This is a genomic window from Micromonospora sp. KLBMP9576, from assembly GCF_050941805.1.
Classification (GTDB): Bacteria; Actinomycetota; Actinomycetes; order Mycobacteriales; family Micromonosporaceae; genus Micromonospora.
Genome location: NZ_CP194567.1, coordinates 345,346 through 370,103 on the forward strand (window position 1 = coordinate 345,346; position 24,758 = coordinate 370,103).

The following is a 24,758-nucleotide window of genomic DNA, read 5'->3' on the forward strand; positions in this document are numbered from 1 at the left end:
AGGCACCCCACCGCCTCCGAGGCGGTGGGGTGCCTTCGTGTGGAGGCGGTTGCGTCGCGGCCCGATCGACGCAGCGTAACCTCTGGCGGCCCCGCCGGCTGGCCGATCGGGTGAGGGTAGATCAGCCATTGATCTCGATTAGGTTACCGTCCGAGATTGGTGGCAGAGCGGAACAGGGCAGCAATAGATATCAATTCGGGCATTCCTTAAGCGTTTCTTAGCCGCGCTGTTCAAGGCCCTCGATTCCGGGGTGGCGAGGGTGATCGCTTACCGCTAACGTCCCGGGCCGTACCTTTTCCTCTACCCCAACGGGGGGGACCTCTTCCATGATCTTCCGTAACCGTTCGCTGGCGCGTATCGGCGCTGGCGCGCTGCTCGCCTCCGCTGCGTTGACCGCCTTTGGTAGCCCGGCCCAGGCCTCGGGCACGGAGACGGACCTGGCGATCGAGGTGGCCGGGACGCGGGTCGCGGCCAACGCGCAGGGCAAGATCGCCTTCGCCAAGGTCACCAATAACGGCAAGAACACCCCGAGCGAGCTGGCCGTCCGGGTCGACGTCTCCAAGGTCGACTTCGACAAGGTCGCCGTCGTGCCGGCCGTCGACGACGGCTGCGAGGTGGAGGGCAGCGACAGCAAGCCCACCGCCTTCGTCTGCTACGCCGCCAAGGACGCCCTGCCGGGCGCGGGCGAGACCATCGACCTGCCGCTCGTCCTGTTCAGGTTCGAGGCCAAGGGCACCTACAAGGCCCCGATCTCCTTCAAGCTCGTCTCGAAGGACGACACGAACCCGGACAACAACACCAAGAACGCGACCGCGGAGTTCTCGGACCAGAGCGGCCCTGACCTCTCGGTCGTCGCCGAGGACGTCAAGCAGGCCGTGAAGATCACCGACGGCAACCCGACCTACTCCGGCGACCTGTACGCCGGTGGCCGGTCGGCGCTGACCTACTTCATCAGCAACCAGGGTGACCAGGCCGCCGCCGGCCTCAAGATCACCGTCAAGCTGCCCAAGGGCGTGACGCCGATCGAGGTGGAGAAGGGCTGCGAGTACGCCGCCGACAAGTCCGCCTTCACCTGCACGTACGAGAACTTCGGGCTGATCCCGCAGGACGAGGACACCAACCCGGATGACCAGCTCTACTCGGCCTACGGCTTCTACCACGTGTTCGACGTGGCGGCGGACGTGAAGCCGGGCACCCTCAAGGGCGGCCTGGTCAGCGTCGAGCCGATCGGTACCGCGTCCATGAAGGGGATGCGTACCGCGGCCGTCACCCTGCCGGCGAACGTCACCGGCATGCAGGCCAAGGACGTGGACAACAGCGACAACTCCGATGGCTACGCGGTCATCGTGGCGGCCAAGGGCGGCGCGGGCGGCGGTGACGACAACGGTGGCGGTCTGCCGGTGACCGGCGCGCAGACCGGCCTGGTCGTCGGGATCGGCGGCGCCGTGCTGGTCGCGGGCGCGGCCATGTTCATGGTGGCGCGGCGGCGCCGGGTCGTCCTGGTGACCCCGGGCGACGAGAAGTCGGCCGTCTGACGGTCGTCCTCCACCGGCCCGCGAGGGTCGTTCACATAACGCACGGCAGCGGGGGCGGAATGGGTGACCATTCCGCCCCCGCTGTGTGTCGGGCCGTCCGCGCGAACCGATCGGCCGGACGGCTGACACGCGTTCCGCCCGTTGGCGTGTCGCATCCGCCTTCGATAGCGTCCGGCCGGTTGCGCAATCATCCGCTTCTTTCTCTGACCCCCCGGGGGACCGATGACCCTGTTCCACCGCTCGGCCCTGGCCCGCGCCGGCGCCGTGGCCCTGCTCGCGGCGGGCGGCCTGACCGCCGGCGCCGTGCCCGCCCACGCCGCGGCCGGGCCGGATCTCGCCCTCGTCCCGATCAGCACCCAGCTCGCGAAGGGCGTCGACGCGGCCCGGAGCAAGCCGTTCAAGTTCACGGTCACCAACGTCGGCACGGCCACGGCGGAAGGTGTCTCCTACCGGGTGAGCACCCGGGAACTCAGGAAGAAGCGGGTCGGCTTCGTGGTGCCCGAGGGCTGCACCCTCATCGAGAGCCACCTCTACCAGTGCTCCCTGGGTGACCTGCCCGCCGGCACCAGCAAGGACTTCGGGGTGCCGCTGTTCAGCACGGGCGGCAGGGGCGACGGTGGCACGCTGGTCGTCGGCGTCGCCACCACGACCCCCCAGCACGACGACGAGGACGAGATCGTCGAGGTGCCGGTCGCCGTGACCAGGCCCGGCTACGACCTCACCGCCTGGGTGCAGGACGTCCAGGCCAACGTCGTGGTCAACGGCGCGGTGGCCGACGAGCCGGACCTGAGGCCGGTGCGCCGGGGGGAGACCGTCCCGCTGGACTGGGCGGTCTACAACGACGGCAGCCGGCCCGCGACCGGCGTCTTCTACGGCATCACGCTTCCCGCGGGTGTGACCTTCGTGACGTTGCCGCCTGGCTGCGTCCAGCAGGTGTTCCTCGGCAAGGAGCAGGCGTTCTGCGAGGACGCCGGCGTGACCGTCCGCCGGGGCCAGTACTACACCGCCGACGTCACGGTGCGGGTCGGCGACGGCGTGACCGAGCCGGTGCTGCGCGAGGGCGACCTCTTCGCGTACGGGCTGGACGCCGCGGAGGGCGAGCCCGAGGCGCAGCCGCGGGCGGCCGACCGGGCGCAGCGCAAGGCCTTCGGCGAGACCGACGAGCTGGACAACCACACCATCTTCGAGGCCTTCGTCGACCTGTCGGCGCAGCCGACCCCGACCCCGACCCCGACCGTGGTGCCGACTCCGACTCCGACTCCGAGCGGCGGGGCCACGTCGGCCCCGACCTCGACCCCGGGCACCGGTGGCGGCGGTGCCGGTGGCGGCCTGCCGGTGACCGGTGTGCAGGTCGGGCTGATCGTCGGCATCGGCGCGGTCGTGCTGCTGGCCGGCGGCGCGCTGCTGGTGCTCTCGCGGCGGCGCCGGGTCGTCCTCGTGGCCCCCGGGGACGAGAAGTCGACCGACTGACGTGCGGTCGGGCAGGGGCGGGGTGGGCGACCATCCCGCCCCTGCGTCGTACCCGGCCCCGGGCGGCACCCGCCCCGCGCCCGTCGGCCGGGTGGTGTGCCCGGCGGGCGGCGACCCTGCGGCCACGAGCCGGGGCGGAGCTGGCAGAGTGGAGGGGTGAGCATCCCGCAGGGCCGGCGCGCCAGCCTGGACAAGCAGCCGCACGAGGTCGCCGCGATGTTCGACGGCGTGGCGGCTCGCTACGACCTGACCAACACCGTCCTCTCCTTCGGGCAGGACCGGTTCTGGCGGCGGGCCACCCGGGCCGCGCTCGACCTGCGGCCGGGCGACCGGGTGCTCGACGTGGGCGCCGGCACCGGCGTCTCCACCGAGGAACTGGCCCAGTCCGGCGCGTACGCGGTGGGCGCGGACCTCTCGCTGGGGATGCTGCGGGTCGGCAAGCGGTCCCGTCCCGGGGTGCCGCTGCTGGCCGGGGACGCGTTGCGGCTGCCCTTCGCGGATGCGAGCTTCGACGCGGTGACGATCTCGTTTGCGCTGCGCAACGTGAACGACACCGATGCCGCCCTGCGGGAGCTCGCCCGGGTCACCCGGCCGGGCGGCCGGCTGGTGGTGTGCGAGTTCAGCACGCCGGTCAACCCGGCGTTCCGGACCGTCTACCTGTCGTACCTGATGCGCTCGCTGCCGGGCGTGGCGCGCGCGGTGTCCAGCAACCCCGACGCGTACGTCTACCTGGCCGAGTCGATCCGGGCCTGGCCCGACCAGCCGGCCCTGGCCGCGCGCATCGGCGCGGCGGGCTGGGGCGGGGTGGCCTGGCGCAACCTGACGGGCGGGGTCGCGGCGCTGCACCGCGCGGTCCGCGTCGACACCGCCTGACCTTCTTCCGCTAATATCCGTTTTAGCTCCACTTTGTTCCGTAAGCTCCCCCCATGAGCGGAGCAGACCAGGCGGCCGGCGCGGGGACCGCCGACGACGACGCGGCCGAACTCATCGCCCAGCTCAGGGAGCTGGCCGGCGCGGATCCCGCCGACGTCCGCCAGGTGGTGGCCGAGGTGCTGGCCGCCCTGGACCGCGCCGCCGGCGGCGCGCTGCGCGACCACCTGCCGGAGGCGATCCGCCACGACGCCGGCCTGGACGCCGCCACCGCCCGGCACTGACGCCCGCCACCCGGCCCCGCGCCGGCCCTGCCGGCCCCGCCCAGGGCTCGCCCGGCCGCCCCGGCACCGGGGTCTCCGGCGAGTTAGGTACCCCTGCGCCGGCCCGGTCAGGGCGTCGGTCATAGACTTCCACCGTCTGGCTTGTGAAGCATTTCACGAGCGTTCGGGAGGAGGCGCGGATGACCACGGTGGAGCACGACGCCGACGTGATCGTCGTGGGCGCCGGCCCCGGTGGGTCGGCGACCGCGTACCACCTGGCGCAGCACGGCGTACGGGTGCTGCTGCTGGAGAAGACCGAGTTTCCTCGGGAGAAGGTCTGCGGCGACGGGCTGACCCCGCGCGCGGTGCGCCAGTTGATCCGGATGGGCGTGGACACCTCGCCCGAGGCGGGCTGGCTGCACAACCGGGGTCTGCGGGTCATCGGCGGCGGCGTCCGACTGGAGCTGGACTGGCCCGACCTGGCGAGCTTCCCCAACTACGGCCTGGTGCGCACCCGGCTCGACTTCGACGACCTGCTCGCCCGGCGGGCCGTCGAGGCCGGCGCCGACCTGCGCACCGGCGTGAACGTCGTCGGCCCGGTGCTGGGCCCGGACGGCCGGGTGACCGGCGTCGAGGCGGAGGTCGGCCCCGACAAGCGGCCCGCGACCTTCCACGCGCCGCTGGTCGTCGCGGCCGACGGGGTCTCCGGCCGCTTCCCGCTCGCCCTCGGGCTGGCCAAGCGCGAGGACCGGCCGATCGGCGTGGCCGTCCGGCGCTACTACCGCTCGCCGGCCAAGCACGACGACAACTACCTCGAGTCCTGGCTGGAGCTGCGCAGCAAGGACAGCGGCGACAACCTGCTGCCCGGGTACGGCTGGATCTTCGGGCTCGGCGACGGCCGGGTCAACGTGGGCCTCGGCGTGCTCAACTCCTCGTCCGCGTTCGGCAAGACCAACTACCGTCGGCTGCTCACCGACTGGCTGGCCAACACGCCCGCCGACTGGGGCATGACCGACGAGACCAACGCGGAGGGGCCGATCCTCGGCGCCGCCCTGCCCATGGGGTTCAACCGGGTGCCGCACTACACCCGCGGCGTGCTGCTGGTCGGCGACTCCGGCGGCATGGTCAACCCGTTCAACGGCGAGGGCATCGCCTACGCGATGGAGTCCGGCGAGCTGGCCGCGGAGGTCATCGTGCAGGCGCTCGCCCGGCCGGCCGGCGCGGACCGGGAGCGGGCCCTGGCCGCGTACTCGACGGAGCTGAAGGCCCGCTTCGGCGGCTACTACCGGCTCGGCGGCATCTTCGTGAAGCTCATCGGCCGTCCCGAGATCATGCGGATGGCCACGAAGCACGGCATGCCGCACCCGATGCTGATGCGCTTCGTGCTCAAGCTGCTGGCGAACCTGACCGACCCCCGCGACGGGGACGCGATGGACCGGGTCATCAACGCGATGACGAAGGTGGCGCCGGCCGTGTGACGACCGGGTGCGGGGCCGGAAACGGCCCCGGGCCAGGGCGGATCGACCCCCGCTGACGACCGTCGCGCGGGACGTGAATAGTGTGATTTTTGTCAAGACCAGGGGCAGGGAAGGACGAGCAGGAGAAGACGATGACGCTCTCGCCTTACGCACCGATCATCGGGTTGTTCGCCCTCGCTGCGGGATTCGCGCTGTTCTCTGTGACCGCCGCCCGCTTCGTCGGCCCCCGGCGCTACAACAGGGCCAAGCTCGAGGCATACGAGTGCGGCATCGAGCCCAGCCCGCAGCCGGTCGGCGGCGGCCGGTTCCCGATCAAGTTCTACCTGACGGCGATGCTCTTCATCGTCTTCGACATCGAGATCATCTTCCTCTACCCCTGGGCGGTCTCGTTCGACGCCCTGCCGATCTTCGGCTTCGTGGAGATGGTCCTGTTCATCGTCGCGGTCTTCGTTGCGTACGCCTACGTCTGGCGGCGTGGCGGCCTGGACTGGGACTGAGGGAGGAACCTCAACATGGGTATCGAGGAGAAGCTTCCCGCCGGTGTCCTGCTCACCTCGGTGGAGAAGCTGGTCAACTGGACGCGCAAGACGTCCGTCTGGGGCGCCACCTTCGGCCTGGCGTGCTGCGCGATCGAGATGATGGCCGCCGGTGGACCGCACTACGACATGGGCCGTTGGGGCATGGAGGTCTTCCGGGCCTCGCCCCGGCAGGCCGACCTGATGATCGTGGCCGGCCGGGTGAGCCAGAAGATGGCCCCGGTGCTGCGCCAGATCTACGACCAGATGGCCGAGCCCCGCTGGGTCATCTCGATGGGCGTCTGCGCCAGCAGCGGCGGCATGTTCAACAACTACGCCATCGTCCAGGGCGTCGACCACATCGTCCCGGTCGACATGTACCTGCCCGGCTGCCCGCCCCGCCCCGAGATGCTCATCGACGCGGTCCTCAAGCTGCGCGAGAAGATCGGGCATGAGCCGCTCGGCCCGAACGGCCGCAAGATGCTCGAGGCGCGGCAGGCCCGCGGCGACGTCCCGATCGTCCCCTACGGCGCGATGCCGTCGTCGTACCGCAGCGACAAGGCCCGGCGGGCCGAGTGGACCAAGGCGGTCCGTGAGGGCCGCGAGGAGCAGTTGCGGATCGAGAACTGGATGAAGGCCCAGAACCACCTGCACCAGCACGGGGGTGTCCAGAAGTGACCGCGCCGCAGGACAGGAAAGACGACGGGGGCGTGCCCGTACCGGTCACGCCGGCCGGCGCCAGCACCACCGCGCCCGCCGAGTACCCCCCGGCCAGCCCGGCGGGCCGGGGCATGTTCGGCAACCAGGGCTCCGGTGACGTCTCCGGTTTCGGCGGCCTCGTCCGCCAGCGGCAGACCATCGAGGACGCCCCCCGCCCGTACGGGGGCTACTTCGACGAGGTCCGCGACGCGCTGGAGGAGGCCTACCCGCACTTCGCCGACGCCGTCGAGAAGGTCGTGGTCGACCGGGGCGAGCTGACCCTGCACATCCGCCCGGAGCGGATCGCCGAGGTCTGCCAGGTCATGCGCGACGACATGGCGCTGCGCTTCGAACTCTGCTCCTCGGTGTCCGGGGTGGACTACCTCGGCGCCGACGCCCGCCGCCTGCACGTCGTCTACCAGCTCACCTCGATGACCTACCGCCGCACGGTGCGGCTGGAGGCGGCGGTCTCCGTCGAGGAGCCGCACCTGCCGAGCGTCACGTCGGTCTACCCGACGGCGGACTGGCAGGAGCGCGAGGCGTACGACATGTTCGGCATCGTCTTCGACGGCCACCCCAACCTGACCCGGATCCTCATGCCGGACGACTGGGAGGGGCACCCGCAGCGCAAGGACTACCCGCTCGGTGGCGTGCCCGTCGAGTACAAGGGCGCTGTGATCCCGCCACCGGACCGGAGGAGGTCGTACCAGTGACCACGTCGAACTACGCCGCCGAGCGCGACACCACCGAGGGCAAGGTCTTCACCGTCACCGGTGGTGACTGGGACAGCATCGTCTCGGGGACCGACCCGCTCAACGACGAGCGGATCGTCGTCAACATGGGTCCGCAGCACCCGTCGACGCACGGTGTGCTGCGGCTGATCCTGGAGCTCGAGGGCGAGACGGTCCGCGAGGCCCGCTCGGTCGTCGGCTACCTGCACACCGGCATCGAGAAGAACCTCGAATACCGCAACTGGGTCCAGGGCAGCACCTTCGTGACCCGCATGGACTACCTCGCCCCGATCTTCAACGAGACGGGGTACGCGCTGGCGGTGGAGAAGCTGCTCGGCGTCTCCGAGCAGATCACCGAGCGGGCGAACACCATCCGGGTCCTGATGATGGAGCTGAACCGGATCTCGTCGCACCTGGTCTGGGTGGCCACCACCGGCATGGAGCTGGGCGCGATCAACGTCATGCTCTACGGCTTCCGCGAGCGGGAGTACGTCCTGGAGATCTTCGAGATCATCACCGGCCTGCGGATGAACCACGCGTACGTCCGGCCGGGCGGCGTCGCCCAGGACGTGCCGGACGAGGCGATCGTCAAGATCCGCGAGTTCCTGAAGCTGATGCCGAAGAAGCTCAAGGAATACGAGAGCATCCTCTCCGAGCAGCCGATCTGGCTGGAGCGGACGAAGAACGTCGGGGTGCTGGACGTGACGGGCTGCGTCGCGCTCGGCGTGACGGGCCCGGTGCTGCGCTCCGCCGGCCTGGCCTGGGACCTGCGCAAGACCATGCCGTACTGCGGCTACGAGACGTACGAGTTCGACGTGCCGACGCACACCGACGGCGACGTGTGGGGCCGCTACCTGGTCCGGCTCGCCGAGATCCGGGAGTCGCTCAAGCTCGTCGAGCAGGCGCTGGACCGGCTGAAGCCGGGACCGGTGATGGTGGCCGACAAGAAGATCGCCTGGCCGGCGCAGCTCGCCATCGGCGTGGACGGCATGGGCAACTCCCTGGAGCACGTCGCGAAGATCATGGGTCAGTCGATGGAGTCGCTGATCCACCACTTCAAGCTCGTCACCGAGGGCTTCCGGGTGCCGCCGGGCCAGGTCTACGTCGGCATCGAGTCGCCCCGCGGCGAGCTGGGCGTGCACGCCGTCTCCGACGGAGGCACCCGTCCGTACCGGGTGCACTACCGGGAGCCGAGTTTCGTCAACCTCCAGGCCCTCCCGGCGATGGCCGAGGGCGGCCTGATCGCCGACGTGATCGCCGGTGGGGCTTCGCTGGACCCCGTGATGGGTGGTTGTGACCGATGACGACTTTCACTGACGAGACCCGCGAGCGGGCGCGGGAGATCATCGCCCGCTACCCGGCCGACCGGTCGCGGTCGGCGCTGCTGCCGCTGCTGCACCTCGTGCAGTCCGAGGAGGGCTACGTCTCCCCGGCCGGCGTGGCGTTCTGCGCCGAGGTCCTGGGCCTGAACAAGGCACAGGTCGGGGCGGTCGCGACCTTCTACACCATGTACAAGCGCCGGCCGACCGGCGACTTCCTGGTCAGCGTCTGCACCAACACGATGTGCGACGTGCTCGGTGGGCAGCAGGTCTACGACACCCTCGCCGAGCACCTCGGCGTGGGGCACGACGAGACCACCGCCGACGGGAAGATCACCCTGGAGCACGCCGAGTGCCTGGCGGCCTGCGACTACGGCCCGGTGATGACAGTCAACTACGACTTCTTCGACGGCGTGGACCCGCAGGCCGCGGTCGGGGTGGTCGACGAGCTGCGCGCCGGTGGCCGGCCGATGCCGACCCGGGGCGCCCGGCTCTGCACGCTGAAGGAGATGGCGGTCCAGCTCGCCGGCTTCGCCGACGAGCGGGAGGGCGCGGTCGCCGACGGCGGGCCGGGGGAGCCCACCCTGCGGGGGCTGCGGCTGGCGCAGGAGCACGGCGTCTCGGTGCCGGGCTTCGACCCGAACACCCCGATCCGGAGCAAGGCCGAGGCCGACAGGGCCGCCGCCGAGGCGAAGGCGAAGGCCGAGGCGCAGGCGGCCGAGAAGGCGAAGGCCGAGGCCGCCGCGAAGCCGGTCCCCGTCGCGGGCGGCAACGGCGTCCGGCCCGCCACGGTCACGGCCGGCAACGCGGGCACCGGCGAGCCGGTGCCCGCCGCCGAGGCGGCCGGCAGCACCACCCGGGACGTGCCGGCCCCGGACGACAAGTCGCCCGAGGTGCGGGCCGCCGAGACCCGGCAGCCCGACGCGGCGACCGCCGTGCCGGACGCACCCGGCACCAAGGTTCCGGTGGACACCACGCCGCCGGCCCCCCGCGACGCGCGGGAGGCGGCGGCCGCCGGTACGGCGGCCAACCCGCCCGCCGGCGACGGCAAGCCCGCCGGCGACGAGGCCGGTGCGCAACAGCGCAACCTCAAGGAAGCCGAGGCGAGGGCGGGCGCCGGTGGCGCGGGCTCCGCCGCCGCGAGCGAGACAGGGGTCCAGAAGTGACCGCTCCCCGGCCGGAGACCCTGGCCAAGCTGACGCCGGTGCTCACCAAGCGCTGGCTGTCGCCGGACGCCTGGCGGATCGGCACCTACGAGAGGCTCGACGGCTACGCGGCGCTGCGCAAGGCGCTCAAGGCCCACCCCGACGACCTCATCCAGCTCATCAAGGACTCCGGCCTGCGCGGTCGCGGCGGCGCGGGCTTCCCGACCGGTCTCAAGTGGGGGTTCATCCCGCAGGGCGACGGCAAGCCGCACTATCTCGTGGTCAACGCCGACGAGGGGGAGCCGGGCACCTGCAAGGACCTCCCGTTGATGACGCACGACCCGCACGCCCTCGTCGAGGGCGTGATCATCGCGTCGTACGCGATCCGGGCCAGCCGCGCCTACATCTACATCCGGGGCGAGGCGGTGCACGCCGCGCGGCGGCTGCGCAACGCCGTGCGGGAGGCCACGGCCAAGGGCTACCTCGGCCGTAACATCCTCGGCTCCGGGTTCGACCTGGAGCTGGTGGTGCACTCGGGTGCCGGGGCGTACATCTGCGGCGAGGAGACCGCGCTGCTGGACTCGCTGGAGGGCTTCCGGGGCCAGCCCCGGCTGCGCCCGCCGTTCCCGGCCACCCACGGCCTGTACGCGAGCCCGACAGTGGTCAACAACGTCGGCACCATCGCCAGCGTCCCGTACGTCGTGCTGGGCGGTGCCGACTGGTGGAAGAGCATGGGCACGGAGAAGTCGTCCGGTCCGATGATCTACTCGCTCTCCGGCCGGATCGCCAACCCGGGCCAGTACGAGTGCGGCATGGGCGTCACCCTGCGGGAGCTGATCGAGCTGGCCGGCGGCATGCGCCCCGGCCACGAGCTGAGGTTCTGGACGCCGGGCGGCTCGTCGACGCCGCTGCTCACCGCCGAGCACCTGGACGTGCCACTGGACTTCGAGGGGGTGGCGGCGGCCGGCTCGATCCTCGGCACCACGGCCACGCAGATCTTCTCCGACCAGGACTGCCCGGTCTACGCGACCTACCGGTGGCTGGAGTTCTACCACCACGAGTCGTGCGGCAAGTGCACCCCGTGCCGCGAGGGCAACTACTGGATGGTCCGGGTCTACCGGCGGATCCTCGCCGGCCAGGGCACCCACGAGGACCTGGACACCCTGCTGGACACCTGCGACAACATCCTCGGCCGCTCGTTCTGCGGCCTGGGTGACGGCGCGACCAGCTCGGTGACCTCCTCGCTCAAGTACTTCAAGCAGGACTACCTCGACTACATCGAGGGACGTACCGCGCCGAGGCTGTCGGACAAGCAGCTGGTTGGAGCGCACTAATGACTGACGTCGTCAAGCAGACCGAGACCGTCACGCTCACCATCGACGGCGTCGAGGTCACCGCCCCCAAGGGTGCGCTGCTGATCCGGGTCGCCGAGCAGTTGGGCACCGAGATCCCCCGGTTCTGCGACCACCCGCTGCTGGCCCCGGCCGGCGCGTGCCGGCAGTGCCTGGTCGAGGTGGAGGGGCAGCGCAAGCCGGTCGCCTCCTGCACCCAGACCGTCGCCGAGGGCATGGTGGTCCGCACCCAGCTCACCTCCCCGGTCGCCAAGAAGGCGCAGGAGGGGGTGATGGAGCTGCTGCTCATGAACCACCCGCTCGACTGCCCGATGTGCGACAAGGGCGGCGAGTGCCCGCTACAGAACCAGGCGATGTCCACCGGGCGCACGGACTCGCGGTTCCACGAACACAAGCGGGAGTACCCGAAGCCGCTGCCGATCAGCACGCAGGTGCTGCTCGACCGCGAGCGTTGCGTGCTCTGCCAGCGCTGCACCCGGTTCTCCGAGGAGATCGCCGGCGACAAGTTCATCGACCTGATGGGCCGCTCGTCCGCCGAGGAGATCAACATCTACCGGGACGAGGCGTACGGCGCGGAGGGCGACTCCGGTGACGTGCCCTTCAACTCGTACTTCTCCGGCAACACGGTGCAGATCTGCCCGGTCGGCGCGCTGACCGGCAGCCAGTACCGCTTCCGGGCCCGCCCGTTCGACCTGGTCTCCAGCCCGAGCGTCTGCGAGCACTGCTCGGCCGGCTGCGCCCAGCGCACCGACTGGCGGCGGGGCAAGGTGCTGCGCCGGCTGGCCGGCGACGACCCGGCGGTGAACGAGGAGTGGAACTGCGACAAGGGGCGGTGGGGCTTCCAGTACACCCGCGCCTTCGACCGGCTCACGACGCCGCTGGTCCGCGACGAGCAGACCGGCGAGCTGCGTGCGGCGGCGTGGAGCGAGGCGCTGGCCGTCGCGGCCGAGGGGCTGCGCGCCGCGCGTGACGGCGGGCGGGGCACGGCGGTGCTGACCGGCGGTCGGTTGACCGTCGAGGACGCCTACGCGTACGCGAAGTTCGCCCGGGTCGCGCTCAACACCAACGACATCGACTTCCGGGCCCGGCCGGTCTCCCGCGAGGAGACCGACTTCCTGGCCAGCTCGGTGGCCGGGGTCACCGACGTCACGTACGCCGACGTGGAGAAGGCGCCGGCCGTGGTGCTGGTCGGGCTGGAGCCGGAGGAGGAGTGCCCGATCCTCTTCCTGCGGCTGCGCAAGGCGTACCTGAAGAAGAAGCTGACGGTGTACGCGATCGCGCCGTTCGCCACCCGTGGCCTGGAGAAGCTCGGCGCCAAGCTGGCCCGGGTGGTGCCGGGCGAGGAGGCGACGGTGCTCGCCGAGCACGCCACGGTCGCCGAGGCGCTCAGCGCCGAGGGCGCGATCCTGATCGTGGGCGAGCGGCTGGCCAGCGTGCCGGGTGGCCTCTCGGCGGCGGCCGAGGTGGCCCGGCGTACCGGCGCGAAGCTGGCGTGGGTGCCACGGCGCGCGGGTGACCGCGGCGCGGTCGACGCGGGCTGCCTGCCCAACCTGCTGCCCGGTGGTCGTCTCGTCAACGAGCCGGCCGCCCGGGCGGAGCTGGGCGAGGCGTGGGACATCGCGGCCGGGGTGATCCCGAGCCAGGCCGGCCGGGACACCGACGGCATCCTCGCCGCCGCCGCCGGTGGCCAGCTCGGCGCGCTGGTGGTGGCCGGGGTCGACCCGGCCGACCTGGCCGACCCGCGGCTGGCCGAGGCGGCCCTGGCGGAGGTGCCGTTCCTGGTCAGCCTGGAGCTGCGGATGAGCGCGGTGGCCCGGCGGGCCGACGTGGTCTTCCCGGTGGCCCCGGTGGCCGAGAAGGCCGGCAGCTTCCTGGACTGGGAGGGCCGGCTGCGCACCTTCGAGGCGGTCCTGACCACCGCGGCGATGACCGACGGCCGGGTGTTGGACGCGCTCGCCGCGCAGCTCGACGTGCAGCTCGGCACCGGCGACGTGCTCAGCGTGCGCCGCGAGCTGGGCGGGTTGCCGCGTACCCGCACCGACCGCCCCGCCGCACCGTCGGTGGAGCCGGTCGCGGTGCGGGAGCCGGCGGCCGGTGAGGCGGTCCTCGCCACCTGGCACCAGCTCATCGACCTCGGCAGCCTCGTCGACGGCGACGAGCACCTCGCGGGCACCGCCCGCCCGCCGGTTGTCCGGTTGGGCAAGGGCACCGCGGAGGCGCTCGGCGTGGCCGACGGCGACGCGGTGACGGTGGGCACCGACCGGGGGGCGCTGACCCTGCCGGCGGCGATCACCGAGATGCCGGACGGCGTGGTCTGGCTGCCGACGAACTCGCCCGGCTCGACCGTGCGGCGCAGCCTCGGCGCGACGTCCGGAGCGGTCGTGCGGGTCTCCGCCGCCGCGGTCGCCGCCGACGCGGCCGACCGCCCGGGCCCGCTCCTCAACTCAGGGGGTGTCACCCAGTGAACGCGGTCTACCTGGCTCAGGACCCGACGCTGGCCGACTTCGGCCGGGACCCGTGGTGGTTGGTCCTCATCAAGGTCGTCTTCGCCTTCGCCGTCGCCGTGGTCGCCACGCTGCTCGGCGTCTGGTTCGAGCGGCGGGTCGTGGGCCGGATGGCGGTGCGGCCCGGGCCCAACCAGGCCGGCCCGTTCGGTCTGCTGCAGACCCTCGCCGACGGCCTGAAGATGGCCTTCAAGGAGGACATCCTCCCGAAGGCGTCCGACAAGATCGTCTTCTTCTTCGCGCCGACCATCTCGGTGATCTGCGCGGTCACCGCGCTGTCGGTGGTCCCGTTCGGCCCGATGGTCAGCATCTTCGGCCACTGGACGCCGTTGCAGGTCACCGACGTTCCGGTGGCGGTGCTGGTGCTGCTCGCCTGCTCGTCGATGGGCGTCTACGGCATCGTGCTCGGCGGTTGGGCCTCCGGCTCGACCTACCCGCTGCTCGGCGGCCTGCGCTCCACCGCCCAGATGATCTCGTACGAGGTCGCCATGGGCCTGAGCATCGTGGCGGTCTTCATGACGGCCGGCACGATGTCGACCAGCGGGATCGTCGCCGCCCAGGGGGACGGCACCCGGCTGAGCATCGCGGGTCTCGAAGTGCCGGCCCCCGGCTGGTACGCGCTCCTGCTGCTGCCCAGCTTCATCATCTTCTTCATCTCCACTGTCGGCGAGACCAACCGCGCGCCGTTCGACCTGCCCGAGGCGGAGTCCGAGCTGGTCGCGGGCTACATGACCGAATACAGCTCGCTGAGGTTCGCGCTCTACATGCTCAGCGAGTACGTCGCCATGGTCACCATGTCCGCGGTCACCACGACGCTCTTCCTGGGCGGCTGGCGGGCCCCGGCACCGATCACCACCTTCTGGGCCGGCGCCAACTCCGGCTGGTGGCCGATGCTGTGGTTCTTCGCCAAGGTCATCATGCTGGTCTTCGTCTTCGTCTGGCTGCGGGGCACGCTGCCCCGGCTGCGCTACGACCAGTTCATGCGACTCGGCTGGAAGGTCCTGCTGCCGATCAACCTGGCCTGGATCCTGGTCCTGGCCGGTCTGCGCTCCATCGAGGACTGGGACTCGCGCGGCAAGCTGATCGCCGTCGGCATCCCCGCCGGCATCCTGCTGCTCGGCACGCTGCTCTGGCCGAGCCGCAAGCGGCAGCCGACGCCGACGGTCCAGGAGCAGGTCAACAACCGGCCGTACGGCAGCTTCCCGCTGCCGCCGATGGATCTGCAGGTACCACCGAGCCCGCGCACGAGGCGCGTGGTCGCCGAGCGGGAACCGGCCAACATCGCCGCCGGCCCGGACTCCAGGGAGGTGTGACGTGGGCGCGATCACCGGAACGTTCAAGGGCTTCGGTGTCACCTTCTCGCACATGTTCAAGAAGGTCGTCACCACCGACTACCCGTTCAAGCCGCCGGTCTCGGCGCCGCGCTACCACGGGCGGCACATCCTCAACCGGCACCCGGACGGGCTGGAGAAGTGCATCGGCTGCGAGCTGTGCGCCTGGGCCTGCCCGGCGGACGCGATCTACGTCGAGGGCGGCGACAACACCGACGAGCAGCGCTTCTCGCCGGGTGAGCGGTACGCCAGCACCTACCAGATCAACTACGCCCGCTGCATCTTCTGCGGGCTCTGCATCGAGGCCTGCCCGACCCGTTCGCTCACCATGAGCAACGAGTACGAACTGGCCCGGGACAACCGGCAGGATCTGATCTTCACGAAGGAGCAGTTGCTCGCGCCGCTGCTGCCGGGCATGGAGCAGCCGCCGCACCCGATGCGGCTGGGCGACAGCGAGAAGGACTACTACATCGGCGCGCTGACCAACCCGGGCACCTCGGCCGGCGCGGAGCACTCCGCCGACAACCCGGGCCGGTACCAGGTGGAGGAGCACCCCGGTGTGACCTTCCCCGGCGCCGAGCAGCAGGCCCAGCGGGCAGCGGCAGCCAAGGGGGACGGAGCATGACCACGCAGACGGTGCTCGCCGCGGCGGGCGGGGTCTCCGGTGGGGAGCAGGTGACGTTCTGGATCCTGGCCCCGCTGGCGCTGATCGGCGCGCTCGGGATGGTCGTGGCGCGCAACGCCGTGCACTCGGCCCTCTGGCTGGTGCTGACCATGCTCTGCCTGGGCGTGTTCTACGTGCTCCAGGCCGGGCCGTTCATCGGCATGGTGCAGATCATCGTCTACACCGGCGCGATCATGATGCTGTTCCTGTTCGTGCTGATGCTTGTGGGCCGCGACGCCTCGGACTCGTTGATCGAGACGCTGCGGGGCCAGCGGGTCGCGGCGGTGGTGCTCGGTCTCGGCTTCGCCGGCCTGGCCGGCGGCGGGCTGTGGCGCGCGATGGAGGGCACCACGGCGGTCGGCCTGGAGCAGGCCAACGCCGAGGGCAACGTGCAGGGCATCGCCCGGCTCCTCTTCACCAAGTACGTCTTCGCCTTCGAACTCACCTCGGCGCTGCTCATCACGGCGGCGGTCGGCGCGATGGTGCTGGCCCACCTTGAGCGGCGCAAGGAAGACAAGATGGACCAGCCGAAGACGATGCGGGCGCGCTTCGCCCCGGGCAACTACCCGGGCCCGAAGCCCGGCCCGGGTGTCTTCGCGACCTCCTCCTCCGTGGCCACCCCGGCCCGCCTGCCCGACGGTCGGCTGACCGAGCGGAGCACCCCGGCCATCCTGCCGGTGCGCGAGCTGACCGACCGGGAGACCACCCTGAAGGGGACGGAAAAGTGAGCGCGAGGAGTGAGCTTGCGAGCCCCGCAGTCGCGAACGAAAGGCTGGCACCGGTGAGCGCGAGGAGTGAGCTTGCGAGCCCCGCAGTCGCGAACGAAAGGCTGGCACCGGTGAGCGCGAGGAGTGAGCTTGCGAGCCCCGCAGTCGCGAACGAAAGGCTGGCGCAGCGATGACGCCCGACTACTACCTGGTGCTGGCCGCGGTGCTCTTCACCATCGGCGCGGTCGGTGTGCTCATCCGGCGTAACGCCATCGTGCTGTTCATGTGCATCGAGCTGATGCTCAACGCGGCCAACCTGACGCTGGTCACCTTCAGCCGGATCAACGGTGACCTCAACGGCCAGATCATGGCGTTCTTCGTGATGGTGGTGGCGGCGGCCGAGGTCGTGGTCGGGCTCGCGATCATCACGGCGATCTTCCGGACCCGACGCTCCGCGAGTGTCGACGACGCCAACCTGCTGAAGTACTGAGGGGTCCTGCGGTGGGAACGATTCTGACGAACGCCCCGGCTGAGCCGGTGGGCGCCGTCGCCTACGCGACGGCGGACGGGCTGCTGGGCAGCGTCTGGCTGCTGGTGGCGATCCCGCTGGTCAGCGCGGCGATCCTGCTGCTGCTCGGCCGGCGGGCTGACCGCTGGGGGCACTGGCTCGGGGTGGGCGCCGTCGGCGCCGCGTTCGTGCTGGGCCTCACCTACTTCTTCCAGCTTCGTGGCCTGGAGAACAAGTCGGTCGAGCTGAGCCTGTGGGACTTCATCACGGTCGGTGACCTGCGCGTCGACTTCGGCCTGCTCTTCGACCCGCTGGCCGCGGTCTTCGTGCTGCTGATCACCGGGGTGGGCTTCCTGATCCACCTCTACGCGGTCGAGTACATGGCGCACGACCCGGGACGCCGGCGCTTCTTCGCCTACTTCAACCTGTTCGTCGCCGCCATGCTGCTGCTGGTGCTCGGCAACAACTACGTGATGCTCTACTTCGGCTGGGAGGGCGTCGGTGTCGCGTCGTACCTGCTGATCTCCTTCTGGTACGAGCGGCCCAGCGCCGCCACCGCCGGCAAGAAGGCGTTCCTGATGAACCGGGTCGGCGACGCCGGCCTGGCGATCGGCATCTTCATCATGTTCGCCACCCTCGGCACCACCCAGTACGACGAGGTCTTCAACTCCGTCGGCGCGCTGGGCGCGACCACGGTGCTGGTGCTCGGCCTGCTGCTGCTGCTCGGCGCGACCGGCAAGTCCGGCCAGTTCCCGCTCCAGGCGTGGTTGCCGGACGCCATGGAGGGCCCGACCCCGGTGTCGGCGCTCATCCACGCCGCCACGATGGTCACCGCCGGCGTCTACCTGATCGCCCGGTCGAACCCGATCTTCTCGGCCAACTCCACGCTCCAACTCGTGGTGGTGAGCGTCGGCGCGCTGACGCTGCTGATCGGCTGCATCATCGGCGCGGCCAAGGACGACATCAAGCGGGTGCTGGCCTGGTCGACGGTGAGCCAGATCGGCTACATGTTCGTCGGCGTCGGACTCGGCGGCGGCGCGTACGCGCTGGCCATCATCCACCTGCTGGCGCACGGGTTCTTCAAGGCCAACATGTTCCTCGGTGCCGGCTCGGTCATGCACGGCATGAAGGACCAGGTCGACATCCGCCGGTTCGGTGGGCTGGCGAAATACATGAAGATCACCTGGCTCACCTTCATGGCGGGGTGGCTCGCCATCATCGGCATCCCGCCGCTGTCCGGCTACTTCTCGAAGGAGCCGATCATCGTGGCCGCCTTCGAGCGGGACGACTGGACGGCCTGGCTCTTCGGTGGCGCCGCCCTGTTCGGCGCCGGGTTGACGGCGTTCTACATGACCCGGCTCTTCGTGCTCACCTTCCACGGGCCGAAGCGCTGGACCGACGACATCGAGCACCCGCACGAGTCGCCCAAGCTGATGACCATCCCGCTGATCCTGCTGGCGGTCGGCTCGGTCGGTGCGGGCTGGCTGCTCGCCACCTCCGTGCCGGACTGGCTCGCGGCCACCGCGGGGCTCGGCGGCCAGGAGGGCGAGCACCACTCGGTCCTCCCGCACGCCGTGATCAACATCTTGTCGATCCTGGTGACCGTGCTCGGTGCCGGGCTGGCCTGGTTCCTGTTCCGCGGCGGCACGGCGATCGCGCCGCAGCCGGCCGGGGTGCTGGTCACCGCCGCCCGACGCAACCTCTACACGGACGCGGTCAACGAGGCGGTCTTCGAGAAGCCCGGCATCTTCCTGACCCGGGCGTTGGTCTACCTGGACAACCGGGGCATCGACGGGCTGGTCAACGGCCTCGCCGCAGGCATCGGCGGCGGCTCCGGGCGGCTCCGGCGGCTCCAGACGGGCTTCGTCCGGTCGTACGCCACCTCGATCCTGACCGGCGCGCTGCTGGTCCTGGCGGCGTTCCTCGCCGTCGAGGCGGGGTGGCTGGCGTGATCGACCTCTTCCAGGCGGCCGTCACCGGCGGACCGCGCAGTGACGACGGAGGTAAGGCCGCATAATGTCCGACTTCCCGTTCCTCTCGGTGCTCACCGTGGCACCGCTGGTCGGCGCCCTGGTGGTGGCCTTCCTGCCACGCAGCCGGCCCGAACTGGCCAAGCAGGTGGCGCTCGGCTGGTCGCTGCTGGTGCTGGTGCTGTCGGTGGTCATGTGGGTGACCTTCAAGGTCGGCGGCGACCGCTTCCAGTTCCGCGAGTCCTACGCGTGGATCCCGAACTGGGGCGTCAGCTTCACCTTCGCCGCCGACGGCATCGCGTTGGTGATGCTGATGCTGATCGCGGTGCTCGTGCCGCTGGTGATCCTGGCGTCGTGGCACGACGCCGAGTCGTCCAAGCGGTCGGTGCCGGTCTACTTCGCCCTGCTGCTCGTCCTCGAGTGCACGATGATCGGCGTCTTCGCCGCCGCCGACGTCTTCCTGTTCTACGTGTTCTTCGAGGTCATGCTGGTGCCGATGTACTTCCTCATCGGCAGCTACGGCGGCCACCAGCGGCAGTACGCGGCCGTGAAGTTCTTCCTGTACTCGCTGGTCGGCGGCCTGTTCATGCTCGCCGCGGTGATCGGCCTGTGGGTGGTCGGCGGTAAGACCTTCGACTGGCAGGCGCTGTCCCAGGTGGACATCTCCACCGGCACGGAGCGCTGGCTGTTCCTCGGCTTCTTCCTCGCGTTCGCGATCAAGGCACCGTTCTTCCCGTTCCACACCTGGCTGCCGGACGCCGGTGGTGCGGCCCCGGCGGGCGCGGCGGCGCTGCTGGTCGGCGTGCTCGACAAGGTCGGCACCTTCGGCATCCTGCGCTACTGCCTGCCGCTGTTCCCGGACGCCGCCAAGTGGTTCGCCCCGTGGGCGCTGGCGCTGGGGGTGATCGGGATCATCTACGCCGCGCTGCTCGCGGTCGGCCAGAACGACCTGAAGCGGCTGGTGTCTTACACCTCGATCGCGCACTTCGGCTTCATCGGGGTCGGCATCTTCGCCTTCACCACCCAGGCCGGCACCGGCGCGGTGCTCTACATGGTCAACCACGGCCTCGCCACCGGCCTGCTCTTCCTGGTGGTGGGCATGCTCATCTCGCGCCGCGGCTCGGCCCTGATCAGCGACTTCGGCGGTGCCGGCAAGCTGGTGCCGCTCCTGGCCGGGGTGCTCTTCTTCGCCGGTCTGGCCTCGCTCGCGCTGCCCGGCACCGCGCCGTTCGTCTCCGAGTTCCTGGTGCTGATCGGCACGTTCACGGTGAACAAGCCGGTCGCGGTGATCGCCACGCTCGGCATCATCCTGGCCGCCGCGTACGTGCTGTGGATGGTGCAGCGCACCACCCAGGGCACGCTCAACCCGGCCCTGACCCAGATCGACGGCATGAAACGTGACCTGAACCTGCGCGAGAAGTTCGTGGTCGCCCCGCTGGTCGCGCTGATCCTGCTGCTCGGCTTCTACCCGAAGCCGGTCATCGACGTGATCAACCCGGCCGTGCAGGCGACGATGCAGGACGTCGGCCGAACCGACCCCGCCCCGACCTCGGGCGGCACCGTCCAGGAGGCGGCAAAGTGAGCGCGAGGAGTGAGCTTGCGAGCCTCGCAGCCGCGAACGAAAGGCTGACCCAGTGAGCGAGTTGCAACTCCCCTCGATCGACTACGCGGCGCTCGCTCCGACCCTGATCATGTTGGGTGCCGCGCTGCTCGGAGTGCTGGTCGAGGCCTTCGTGCCCCGCCGGCTCCGGCACGTGGTCCAGCTCACGATGGCCCTGCTGGCGGTGCTCGCCGCGCTGACCATGGTGGTGCTGGCCGCCGACGAGCGGAAGATCACCATCGGCGGGGCGATCGCGGTGGACGGGCCGACGCTCTTCCTCCAGGGCGCGATCCTGGTCCTCGCCGCGATGGCGCTGCTGCTCATCGGCGAGCGCTCGGTGGAGCGGGGCGGGGCGTTCGTCGCCCAGGCCGCGGTCACCGCCGAGTCGGCCGACGACCGGCGGCAGGCCCAGGGCAGCAACGGCCTCACCGAGGTCTACCCGCTGACCACGTTCGCCATCGGCGGCATGCTGATCTTCGTGGCGGCCAACGACCTGCTGACGATGTTCATCGCGCTCGAGGTCTTCTCCCTGCCGCTGTACCTGCTCTGCGCGCTGGCCCGTCGCCGGCGGCTGCTGAGCCAGGAGGCCGCGCTGAAGTACTTCATGCTCGGCGCGTACGCCTCGGCGTTCTTCCTGTTCGGTGTGGCCCTGATCTACGGCTTCACGGCGGGCATCCCCGGCCGGCCGGCGGGCGTCGACTTCGCCACCATCGACGCCGCCGTCGCGGACTCCCCGGCCAGCCCGGTGCTGCTCTTCGCCGGCATGGCGCTGCTCGCCATCGGCCTGCTCTTCAAGGCGGCTGCCGCCCCCTTCCACGTCTGGACGCCGGACGTCTACCAGGGCGCGCCCACCCCGGTCACCGGGCTCATGGCCGCCTGCACCAAGGTCGCCGCGTTCGGTGCCCTGCTGCGGGTGTTCCACGTCGCCTTCGACGGGGCCCGGTGGGACTTCACCCCCGTGCTCGGCGCGGTCGCGGTGCTGACCATGCTGGTCGGCGCGGTGCTGGCGGTCACCCAGACCGACATCAAGCGGCTGTTGGCCTACTCCTCGATCGCCAACGCCGGCTACCTGCTGGTCGGCGTGCTGGCACCCGGTTCCGCCGGCATCTCCGGGACGATGTTCTACCTGGTCGCGTACGGGTTCTCGGTGCTGGCCGCGTTCGCGGTGGTGACCCTGGTGCGCGACGCCGACGGGGAGGCCACCCACCTGTCCCGCTGGGCGGGGCTGGGGCGGCGCTCGCCGTTCTACGCCGGGCTGTTCACCTTCATCCTGCTGGCGTTCGCCGGCATCCCGCTGACCAGCGGCTTCACCAGCAAGTTCGCGGTCTTCGGCCCGGCGCTCGAGGGCGGGCAGGTGTGGCTGGTGATCGCCGGCGTGCTGACCAGCATGGTGCTGGCCTTCCCGTACCTGCGGGTCGTGGTGATGATGTGGCTCTCCGAGCCGGGCGAGTCGACGCCGACCGTCGCCGTGCCCGGCGGGCTGACCTCGGCGGCGCTGATGATCGGCGTGCTCGCCACGCTGGTGCTCGGTGTCGCACCGGCGCCGCTGCTCGACCTCGCCACGGGCGCCGCCGACTTCGTCAGATGATCGACGCTCGTCGCCCGCGGGGGCCGGTACGCCATGGCGTACCGGCCCCCGCGCCGTATCCCCCCTCCAGGGCAGGTCGCAGGGGTGTGGCATGGTTGATGGCGTGGTGAATCCGGCTGGCCAGCGTTCAGATGCCCCCGGTTCCGGCGGCCGTCGGACCAGGGTGAGCACGAGTCGGTTCGGCTCGCTCGGCCTCTACCTCGCCGACCCGGGCGTCGAGGCTTCTGTGCTGGGCCTGCTCGACGGCGTCGAGGCCGAACTGCGGGCGAGCGTGGCCAGTGCCGACCCGTTCGTCACGGAGGCCGCCCGGCACCTCGTCGAGGCCGGCGGCAAGCGGTTCCGGCCGCTGCTGGTGGCGCTGGGCGCACAGTTCGGCGACCCGACCGGCGCGCAGATCGTACCGGCCGCCGTGGTGATGGAGCTCACCCATCTGGCGACGCTCTACCACGACGACGTGATGGACGAGGCCGCCGTGCGGCGGGGGGCGCCGAGCGCCAACTCCCGGTGGACCAACTCCGTCGCCATCCTCGTCGGCGACTACCTCTTCGCCCGCGCCGCCGACATCGCCGCGGACCTCGGCATCGAGGCCGTACGCCTCCAGGCGCGCACGTTCGCCCGGCTGGTGCACGGCCAGATCGCCGAGACCGTCGGCCCCCGCCCCGGTGACGACCCGGTGGCCCACTACCTCGACGTGATCGCGGGCAAGACCGGCTCGCTGATCGCCACCTCGGCCCGATTCGGCGGCATGTTCGGCGGTGCCACCCCGGAACGCGTCGAGGCGCTGGCCGGCTACGGCGAGACCATCGGCATCGCCTTCCAGCTCTCCGACGACCTGCTCGACATCGCCTCCGAGTCGGTGGAGTCGGGCAAGACGCCCGGCACCGACCTGCGCGAGGGCGTGCCGACCCTGCCGGTGCTCTACGCGCTCGGCTCGGACGACGCCGACGCCGCCTCGGTGCGGCTGCGGGAGATCCTGGCGACCGGCCCGCTGACCGACGACGACCTGCACGCCGAGGCGCTCGGCCTGCTCCGCGAGAGCCCGGCGCTGAAGCGGGCCCGGGAGACGGTCCGCAGCTACGCCGAGGAGGCCCGGGACCAGCTCACCCCGCTGCCGGAGGGCCCGGCCCGCCGCGCTCTCGAGTCGCTCTGCGACTACATCGCCGACCGCACGAGCTGACCGCCCGGCTCGGCGCGCCGACGGTGGCCCCCGGAGCCGTGGCGGGTGCCGCCGGCCCGCTCAGCGGCGGGCGAGCAGCCGACTGCCGGTGAGCATCAGGGCGGCGGCCAGCAGCATCGAACAGGCGGCCACGATCCACATTGCCGGGTAGCCGGCGTGGGCGGCCACGGCACCCAGCCCGAGCGGGCCGAGGCAGCCGCCCGCGTACACCCCGGTCTGGGTGATCGAGGTGGCGGCGGCCGGGGCCCGCGGATGCAGCCGGACCACCGCGAAGGTCATCAGGCCCGGCCATGCCCAGCCCAGGCCGAAGCCGAGCAGCACGCCCGCCACCAGCGGCACCGGCCCGGCAACCGCGAGCAGGCCCAGCCCGGCCGCGCCGACGACGAGCATGCCGGCGACGAGGGCGACGTGCCCGGTGGCGCGGCGGTCCGCGAGCCAGCCGGCGCCGACCCGGGCGGCGATGCAGACGGCGCTGCCCAGGGTCAGGGTGAGCCCGGCCAGCCCGGGTGACAGTCCCCGGCCGGCGGCGGAGTCGACCACGAAGGTGCCGAGCGCGTTCGCGGCGGCTGCGGCGAAGGTCGCGCCGGCCCCCACCACCGCGAGGGCCGCCGTGGCGCGGCCGGCGCGGGCGGGCGCGGGCGTCCGGGCGGGACGCGGCTCCCGCCCGGGTGCGGCCGGCAGCGTCGCCAGGGCCGCCCCGGCGGCGGCCACGAACGCCCAGCGCCAGCCGGCCGTGAGCGCCACGGTCGGCACCGCCGCGCCGGCCAGCAGGGTGGCGACGGGGATGGCGGCCTGCTTCACCCCGAACGACAGCCCTTGCCGGCGGGCCGGCACGTGGCGGGCGAGGGCGGCGTTGCTGGCGAGCTGGCCGAGGGCGTTGGCGGTGCCGGCGAGCGCGAGCAGCCCGAGCAGGACCGGGTAGGAGCGGGCGAGCGCCGCCACGGCCAGCAGGCAGGCGGCGGAGAGCAGGATGCCGGCGCGGGCCACCGGGGCCGACCCGTACCGCTCGGTGAGCGCACCGGAGGGCAGCGAGGCGAGCGCGCTGACCCCGAAGTAGACAGCCACGGCCAGGCCCAGGCCGGCGGGGGAGAAGCCCAGGTCGTCGCCGATCTGCACGGCGAGGCCGCCGAGCAGGAAGACCGGCAGGACGCAGGCGATGGTGACGGCGACGGCCCCGGCGGCGGCCCGGACCGGCCGGGGGGCGACGCCGCCGGGTGGGGGGCGGAGCGCGGTGTCGGTCATGGTCCGGCAAACCTACGCGAGCAGCGATTATGTGACGCAACGTGCCTGTCGGAGTACGCCCCGCTGTCGGCGGTCTGGCATCCTCCACCC

Annotated in this window: 21 protein-coding genes; 20 read left to right on the forward strand and 1 reads right to left on the reverse strand. The window is 71.5% G+C overall.

Annotated features, from left to right (window positions below; genetic code table 11):
* Positions 1 to 326 precede the first annotated feature (326 nt).
* The 20 genes from ACQ452_RS01695 (at position 327) to ACQ452_RS01790 (ending at position 23,426) form a co-directional block, all read left to right on the forward strand.
* Complete coding sequence (locus ACQ452_RS01695; RefSeq protein WP_433389256.1) at positions 327 to 1,535, forward strand: LPXTG cell wall anchor domain-containing protein; 1,209 nt, start codon at positions 327 to 329, stop codon at positions 1,533 to 1,535.
* A 222-nt stretch (positions 1,536 to 1,757) separates the two neighbouring features.
* Positions 1,758 to 3,005, forward strand: a complete 1,248-nt coding sequence (locus tag ACQ452_RS01700) for an LPXTG cell wall anchor domain-containing protein (protein WP_433389257.1) — start codon at positions 1,758 to 1,760, stop codon at positions 3,003 to 3,005.
* 156 nt (positions 3,006 to 3,161) lie between these two features.
* Positions 3,162 to 3,878, forward strand: a complete 717-nt coding sequence (locus tag ACQ452_RS01705; RefSeq protein ID WP_433389258.1) for a demethylmenaquinone methyltransferase — start codon at positions 3,162 to 3,164, stop codon at positions 3,876 to 3,878.
* A gap of 53 nt (positions 3,879 to 3,931) precedes the next feature.
* Positions 3,932 to 4,159 (forward strand): hypothetical protein, encoded by a 228-nt coding sequence (locus tag ACQ452_RS01710; protein ID WP_433389259.1) that lies wholly within the window; start codon positions 3,932 to 3,934, stop codon positions 4,157 to 4,159.
* Between the two features lie 179 nt (positions 4,160 to 4,338).
* A complete protein-coding gene (locus tag ACQ452_RS01715; RefSeq protein ID WP_433389260.1) occupies positions 4,339 to 5,616 on the forward strand; it encodes a geranylgeranyl reductase family protein in 1,278 nt (425 codons plus the stop codon).
* Between the two features lie 131 nt (positions 5,617 to 5,747).
* Entirely contained in the window at positions 5,748 to 6,113 is a 366-nt protein-coding gene (locus tag ACQ452_RS01720) for an NADH-quinone oxidoreductase subunit A (protein WP_433389261.1), read from the forward strand.
* 15 nt (positions 6,114 to 6,128) lie between these two features.
* Positions 6,129 to 6,809 (forward strand): NuoB/complex I 20 kDa subunit family protein, encoded by a 681-nt coding sequence (locus ACQ452_RS01725; RefSeq protein ID WP_433389262.1) that lies wholly within the window; start codon positions 6,129 to 6,131, stop codon positions 6,807 to 6,809.
* Positions 6,806 to 7,543, forward strand: a complete 738-nt coding sequence (locus ACQ452_RS01730; protein WP_433389263.1) for an NADH-quinone oxidoreductase subunit C — start codon at positions 6,806 to 6,808, stop codon at positions 7,541 to 7,543. Before ACQ452_RS01725 ends, ACQ452_RS01730 begins: the two co-directional genes overlap by 4 nt.
* Complete coding sequence (locus tag ACQ452_RS01735) at positions 7,540 to 8,865, forward strand: NADH-quinone oxidoreductase subunit D (protein WP_433389264.1); 1,326 nt, start codon at positions 7,540 to 7,542, stop codon at positions 8,863 to 8,865. Before ACQ452_RS01730 ends, ACQ452_RS01735 begins: the two co-directional genes overlap by 4 nt.
* Positions 8,862 to 10,046 (forward strand): NADH-quinone oxidoreductase subunit NuoE, encoded by a 1,185-nt coding sequence (gene nuoE, locus ACQ452_RS01740; protein WP_433389265.1) that lies wholly within the window; start codon positions 8,862 to 8,864, stop codon positions 10,044 to 10,046. The genes ACQ452_RS01735 and nuoE overlap by 4 nt, the downstream gene beginning before the upstream one ends.
* Positions 10,043 to 11,359, forward strand: a complete 1,317-nt coding sequence (gene nuoF / locus ACQ452_RS01745) for an NADH-quinone oxidoreductase subunit NuoF (RefSeq protein ID WP_433389266.1) — start codon at positions 10,043 to 10,045, stop codon at positions 11,357 to 11,359. The genes nuoE and nuoF overlap by 4 nt, the downstream gene beginning before the upstream one ends.
* The gene (locus ACQ452_RS01750) at positions 11,359 to 13,842 is read left to right on the forward strand and encodes an NADH-quinone oxidoreductase subunit G (RefSeq protein WP_433389267.1); all 2,484 of its coding nucleotides are present in this window, start codon (positions 11,359 to 11,361) and stop codon (positions 13,840 to 13,842) included. Before nuoF ends, ACQ452_RS01750 begins: the two co-directional genes overlap by 1 nt.
* Positions 13,839 to 15,194, forward strand: coding sequence for an NADH-quinone oxidoreductase subunit NuoH (nuoH, locus tag ACQ452_RS01755; protein ID WP_433389268.1), 1,356 nt, complete (start codon positions 13,839 to 13,841; stop codon positions 15,192 to 15,194). The genes ACQ452_RS01750 and nuoH overlap by 4 nt, the downstream gene beginning before the upstream one ends.
* A gap of 1 nt (position 15,195) precedes the next feature.
* Positions 15,196 to 15,837, forward strand: coding sequence for an NADH-quinone oxidoreductase subunit NuoI (nuoI, locus tag ACQ452_RS01760; RefSeq protein ID WP_433389269.1), 642 nt, complete (start codon positions 15,196 to 15,198; stop codon positions 15,835 to 15,837).
* Positions 15,834 to 16,604 carry an NADH-quinone oxidoreductase subunit J gene (locus ACQ452_RS01765; RefSeq protein ID WP_433389270.1) on the forward strand — a complete coding sequence of 257 codons (771 nt, stop codon included), beginning with the start codon at positions 15,834 to 15,836 and terminating at the stop codon, positions 16,602 to 16,604. The genes nuoI and ACQ452_RS01765 overlap by 4 nt, the downstream gene beginning before the upstream one ends.
* A gap of 169 nt (positions 16,605 to 16,773) precedes the next feature.
* The gene (nuoK, locus tag ACQ452_RS01770; RefSeq protein ID WP_433389271.1) at positions 16,774 to 17,073 is read left to right on the forward strand and encodes an NADH-quinone oxidoreductase subunit NuoK; all 300 of its coding nucleotides are present in this window, start codon (positions 16,774 to 16,776) and stop codon (positions 17,071 to 17,073) included.
* A gap of 11 nt (positions 17,074 to 17,084) precedes the next feature.
* Positions 17,085 to 19,043, forward strand: coding sequence for an NADH-quinone oxidoreductase subunit L (gene nuoL, locus ACQ452_RS01775; protein WP_433389272.1), 1,959 nt, complete (start codon positions 17,085 to 17,087; stop codon positions 19,041 to 19,043).
* 64 nt (positions 19,044 to 19,107) lie between these two features.
* Positions 19,108 to 20,643, forward strand: coding sequence for an NADH-quinone oxidoreductase subunit M (locus ACQ452_RS01780; protein ID WP_433389273.1), 1,536 nt, complete (start codon positions 19,108 to 19,110; stop codon positions 20,641 to 20,643).
* A 52-nt stretch (positions 20,644 to 20,695) separates the two neighbouring features.
* Positions 20,696 to 22,249 carry an NADH-quinone oxidoreductase subunit NuoN gene (nuoN, locus tag ACQ452_RS01785; RefSeq protein ID WP_433389274.1) on the forward strand — a complete coding sequence of 518 codons (1,554 nt, stop codon included), beginning with the start codon at positions 20,696 to 20,698 and terminating at the stop codon, positions 22,247 to 22,249.
* 91 nt (positions 22,250 to 22,340) lie between these two features.
* The gene (locus ACQ452_RS01790; protein ID WP_433389275.1) at positions 22,341 to 23,426 is read left to right on the forward strand and encodes a polyprenyl synthetase family protein; all 1,086 of its coding nucleotides are present in this window, start codon (positions 22,341 to 22,343) and stop codon (positions 23,424 to 23,426) included.
* 60 nt (positions 23,427 to 23,486) lie between these two features.
* On the opposite strand, the gene ACQ452_RS01795 is transcribed toward ACQ452_RS01790, so the two are convergent.
* Positions 23,487 to 24,668 (reverse strand): MFS transporter, encoded by a 1,182-nt coding sequence (locus tag ACQ452_RS01795; RefSeq protein WP_433389276.1) that lies wholly within the window; start codon positions 24,666 to 24,668, stop codon positions 23,487 to 23,489.
* Positions 24,669 to 24,758 lie beyond the last annotated feature (90 nt).

Coding starts and splice junctions, on each gene's coding strand:
- ACQ452_RS01695 (WP_433389256.1), top strand. CDS start 327: ATGATCTTCCGTAACCGTTCGCTGGCGCGTATCGGCGCTGGCGCGCTG.
- ACQ452_RS01700 (WP_433389257.1), top strand. CDS start 1,758: ATGACCCTGTTCCACCGCTCGGCCCTGGCCCGCGCCGGCGCCGTGGCC.
- ACQ452_RS01710 (WP_433389259.1), top strand. CDS start 3,932: ATGAGCGGAGCAGACCAGGCGGCCGGCGCGGGGACCGCCGACGACGAC.
- ACQ452_RS01715 (WP_433389260.1), top strand. CDS start 4,339: ATGACCACGGTGGAGCACGACGCCGACGTGATCGTCGTGGGCGCCGGC.
- ACQ452_RS01720 (WP_433389261.1), top strand. CDS start 5,748: ATGACGCTCTCGCCTTACGCACCGATCATCGGGTTGTTCGCCCTCGCT.
- ACQ452_RS01725 (WP_433389262.1), top strand. CDS start 6,129: ATGGGTATCGAGGAGAAGCTTCCCGCCGGTGTCCTGCTCACCTCGGTG.
- nuoE (WP_433389265.1), top strand. CDS start 8,862: ATGACGACTTTCACTGACGAGACCCGCGAGCGGGCGCGGGAGATCATC.
- ACQ452_RS01750 (WP_433389267.1), top strand. CDS start 11,359: ATGACTGACGTCGTCAAGCAGACCGAGACCGTCACGCTCACCATCGAC.
- ACQ452_RS01765 (WP_433389270.1), top strand. CDS start 15,834: ATGACCACGCAGACGGTGCTCGCCGCGGCGGGCGGGGTCTCCGGTGGG.
- nuoK (WP_433389271.1), top strand. CDS start 16,774: ATGACGCCCGACTACTACCTGGTGCTGGCCGCGGTGCTCTTCACCATC.
- ACQ452_RS01780 (WP_433389273.1), top strand. CDS start 19,108: ATGTCCGACTTCCCGTTCCTCTCGGTGCTCACCGTGGCACCGCTGGTC.
- ACQ452_RS01790 (WP_433389275.1), top strand. CDS start 22,341: ATGGTTGATGGCGTGGTGAATCCGGCTGGCCAGCGTTCAGATGCCCCC.
- ACQ452_RS01795 (WP_433389276.1), bottom strand. CDS start 24,668: ATGACCGACACCGCGCTCCGCCCCCCACCCGGCGGCGTCGCCCCCCGG.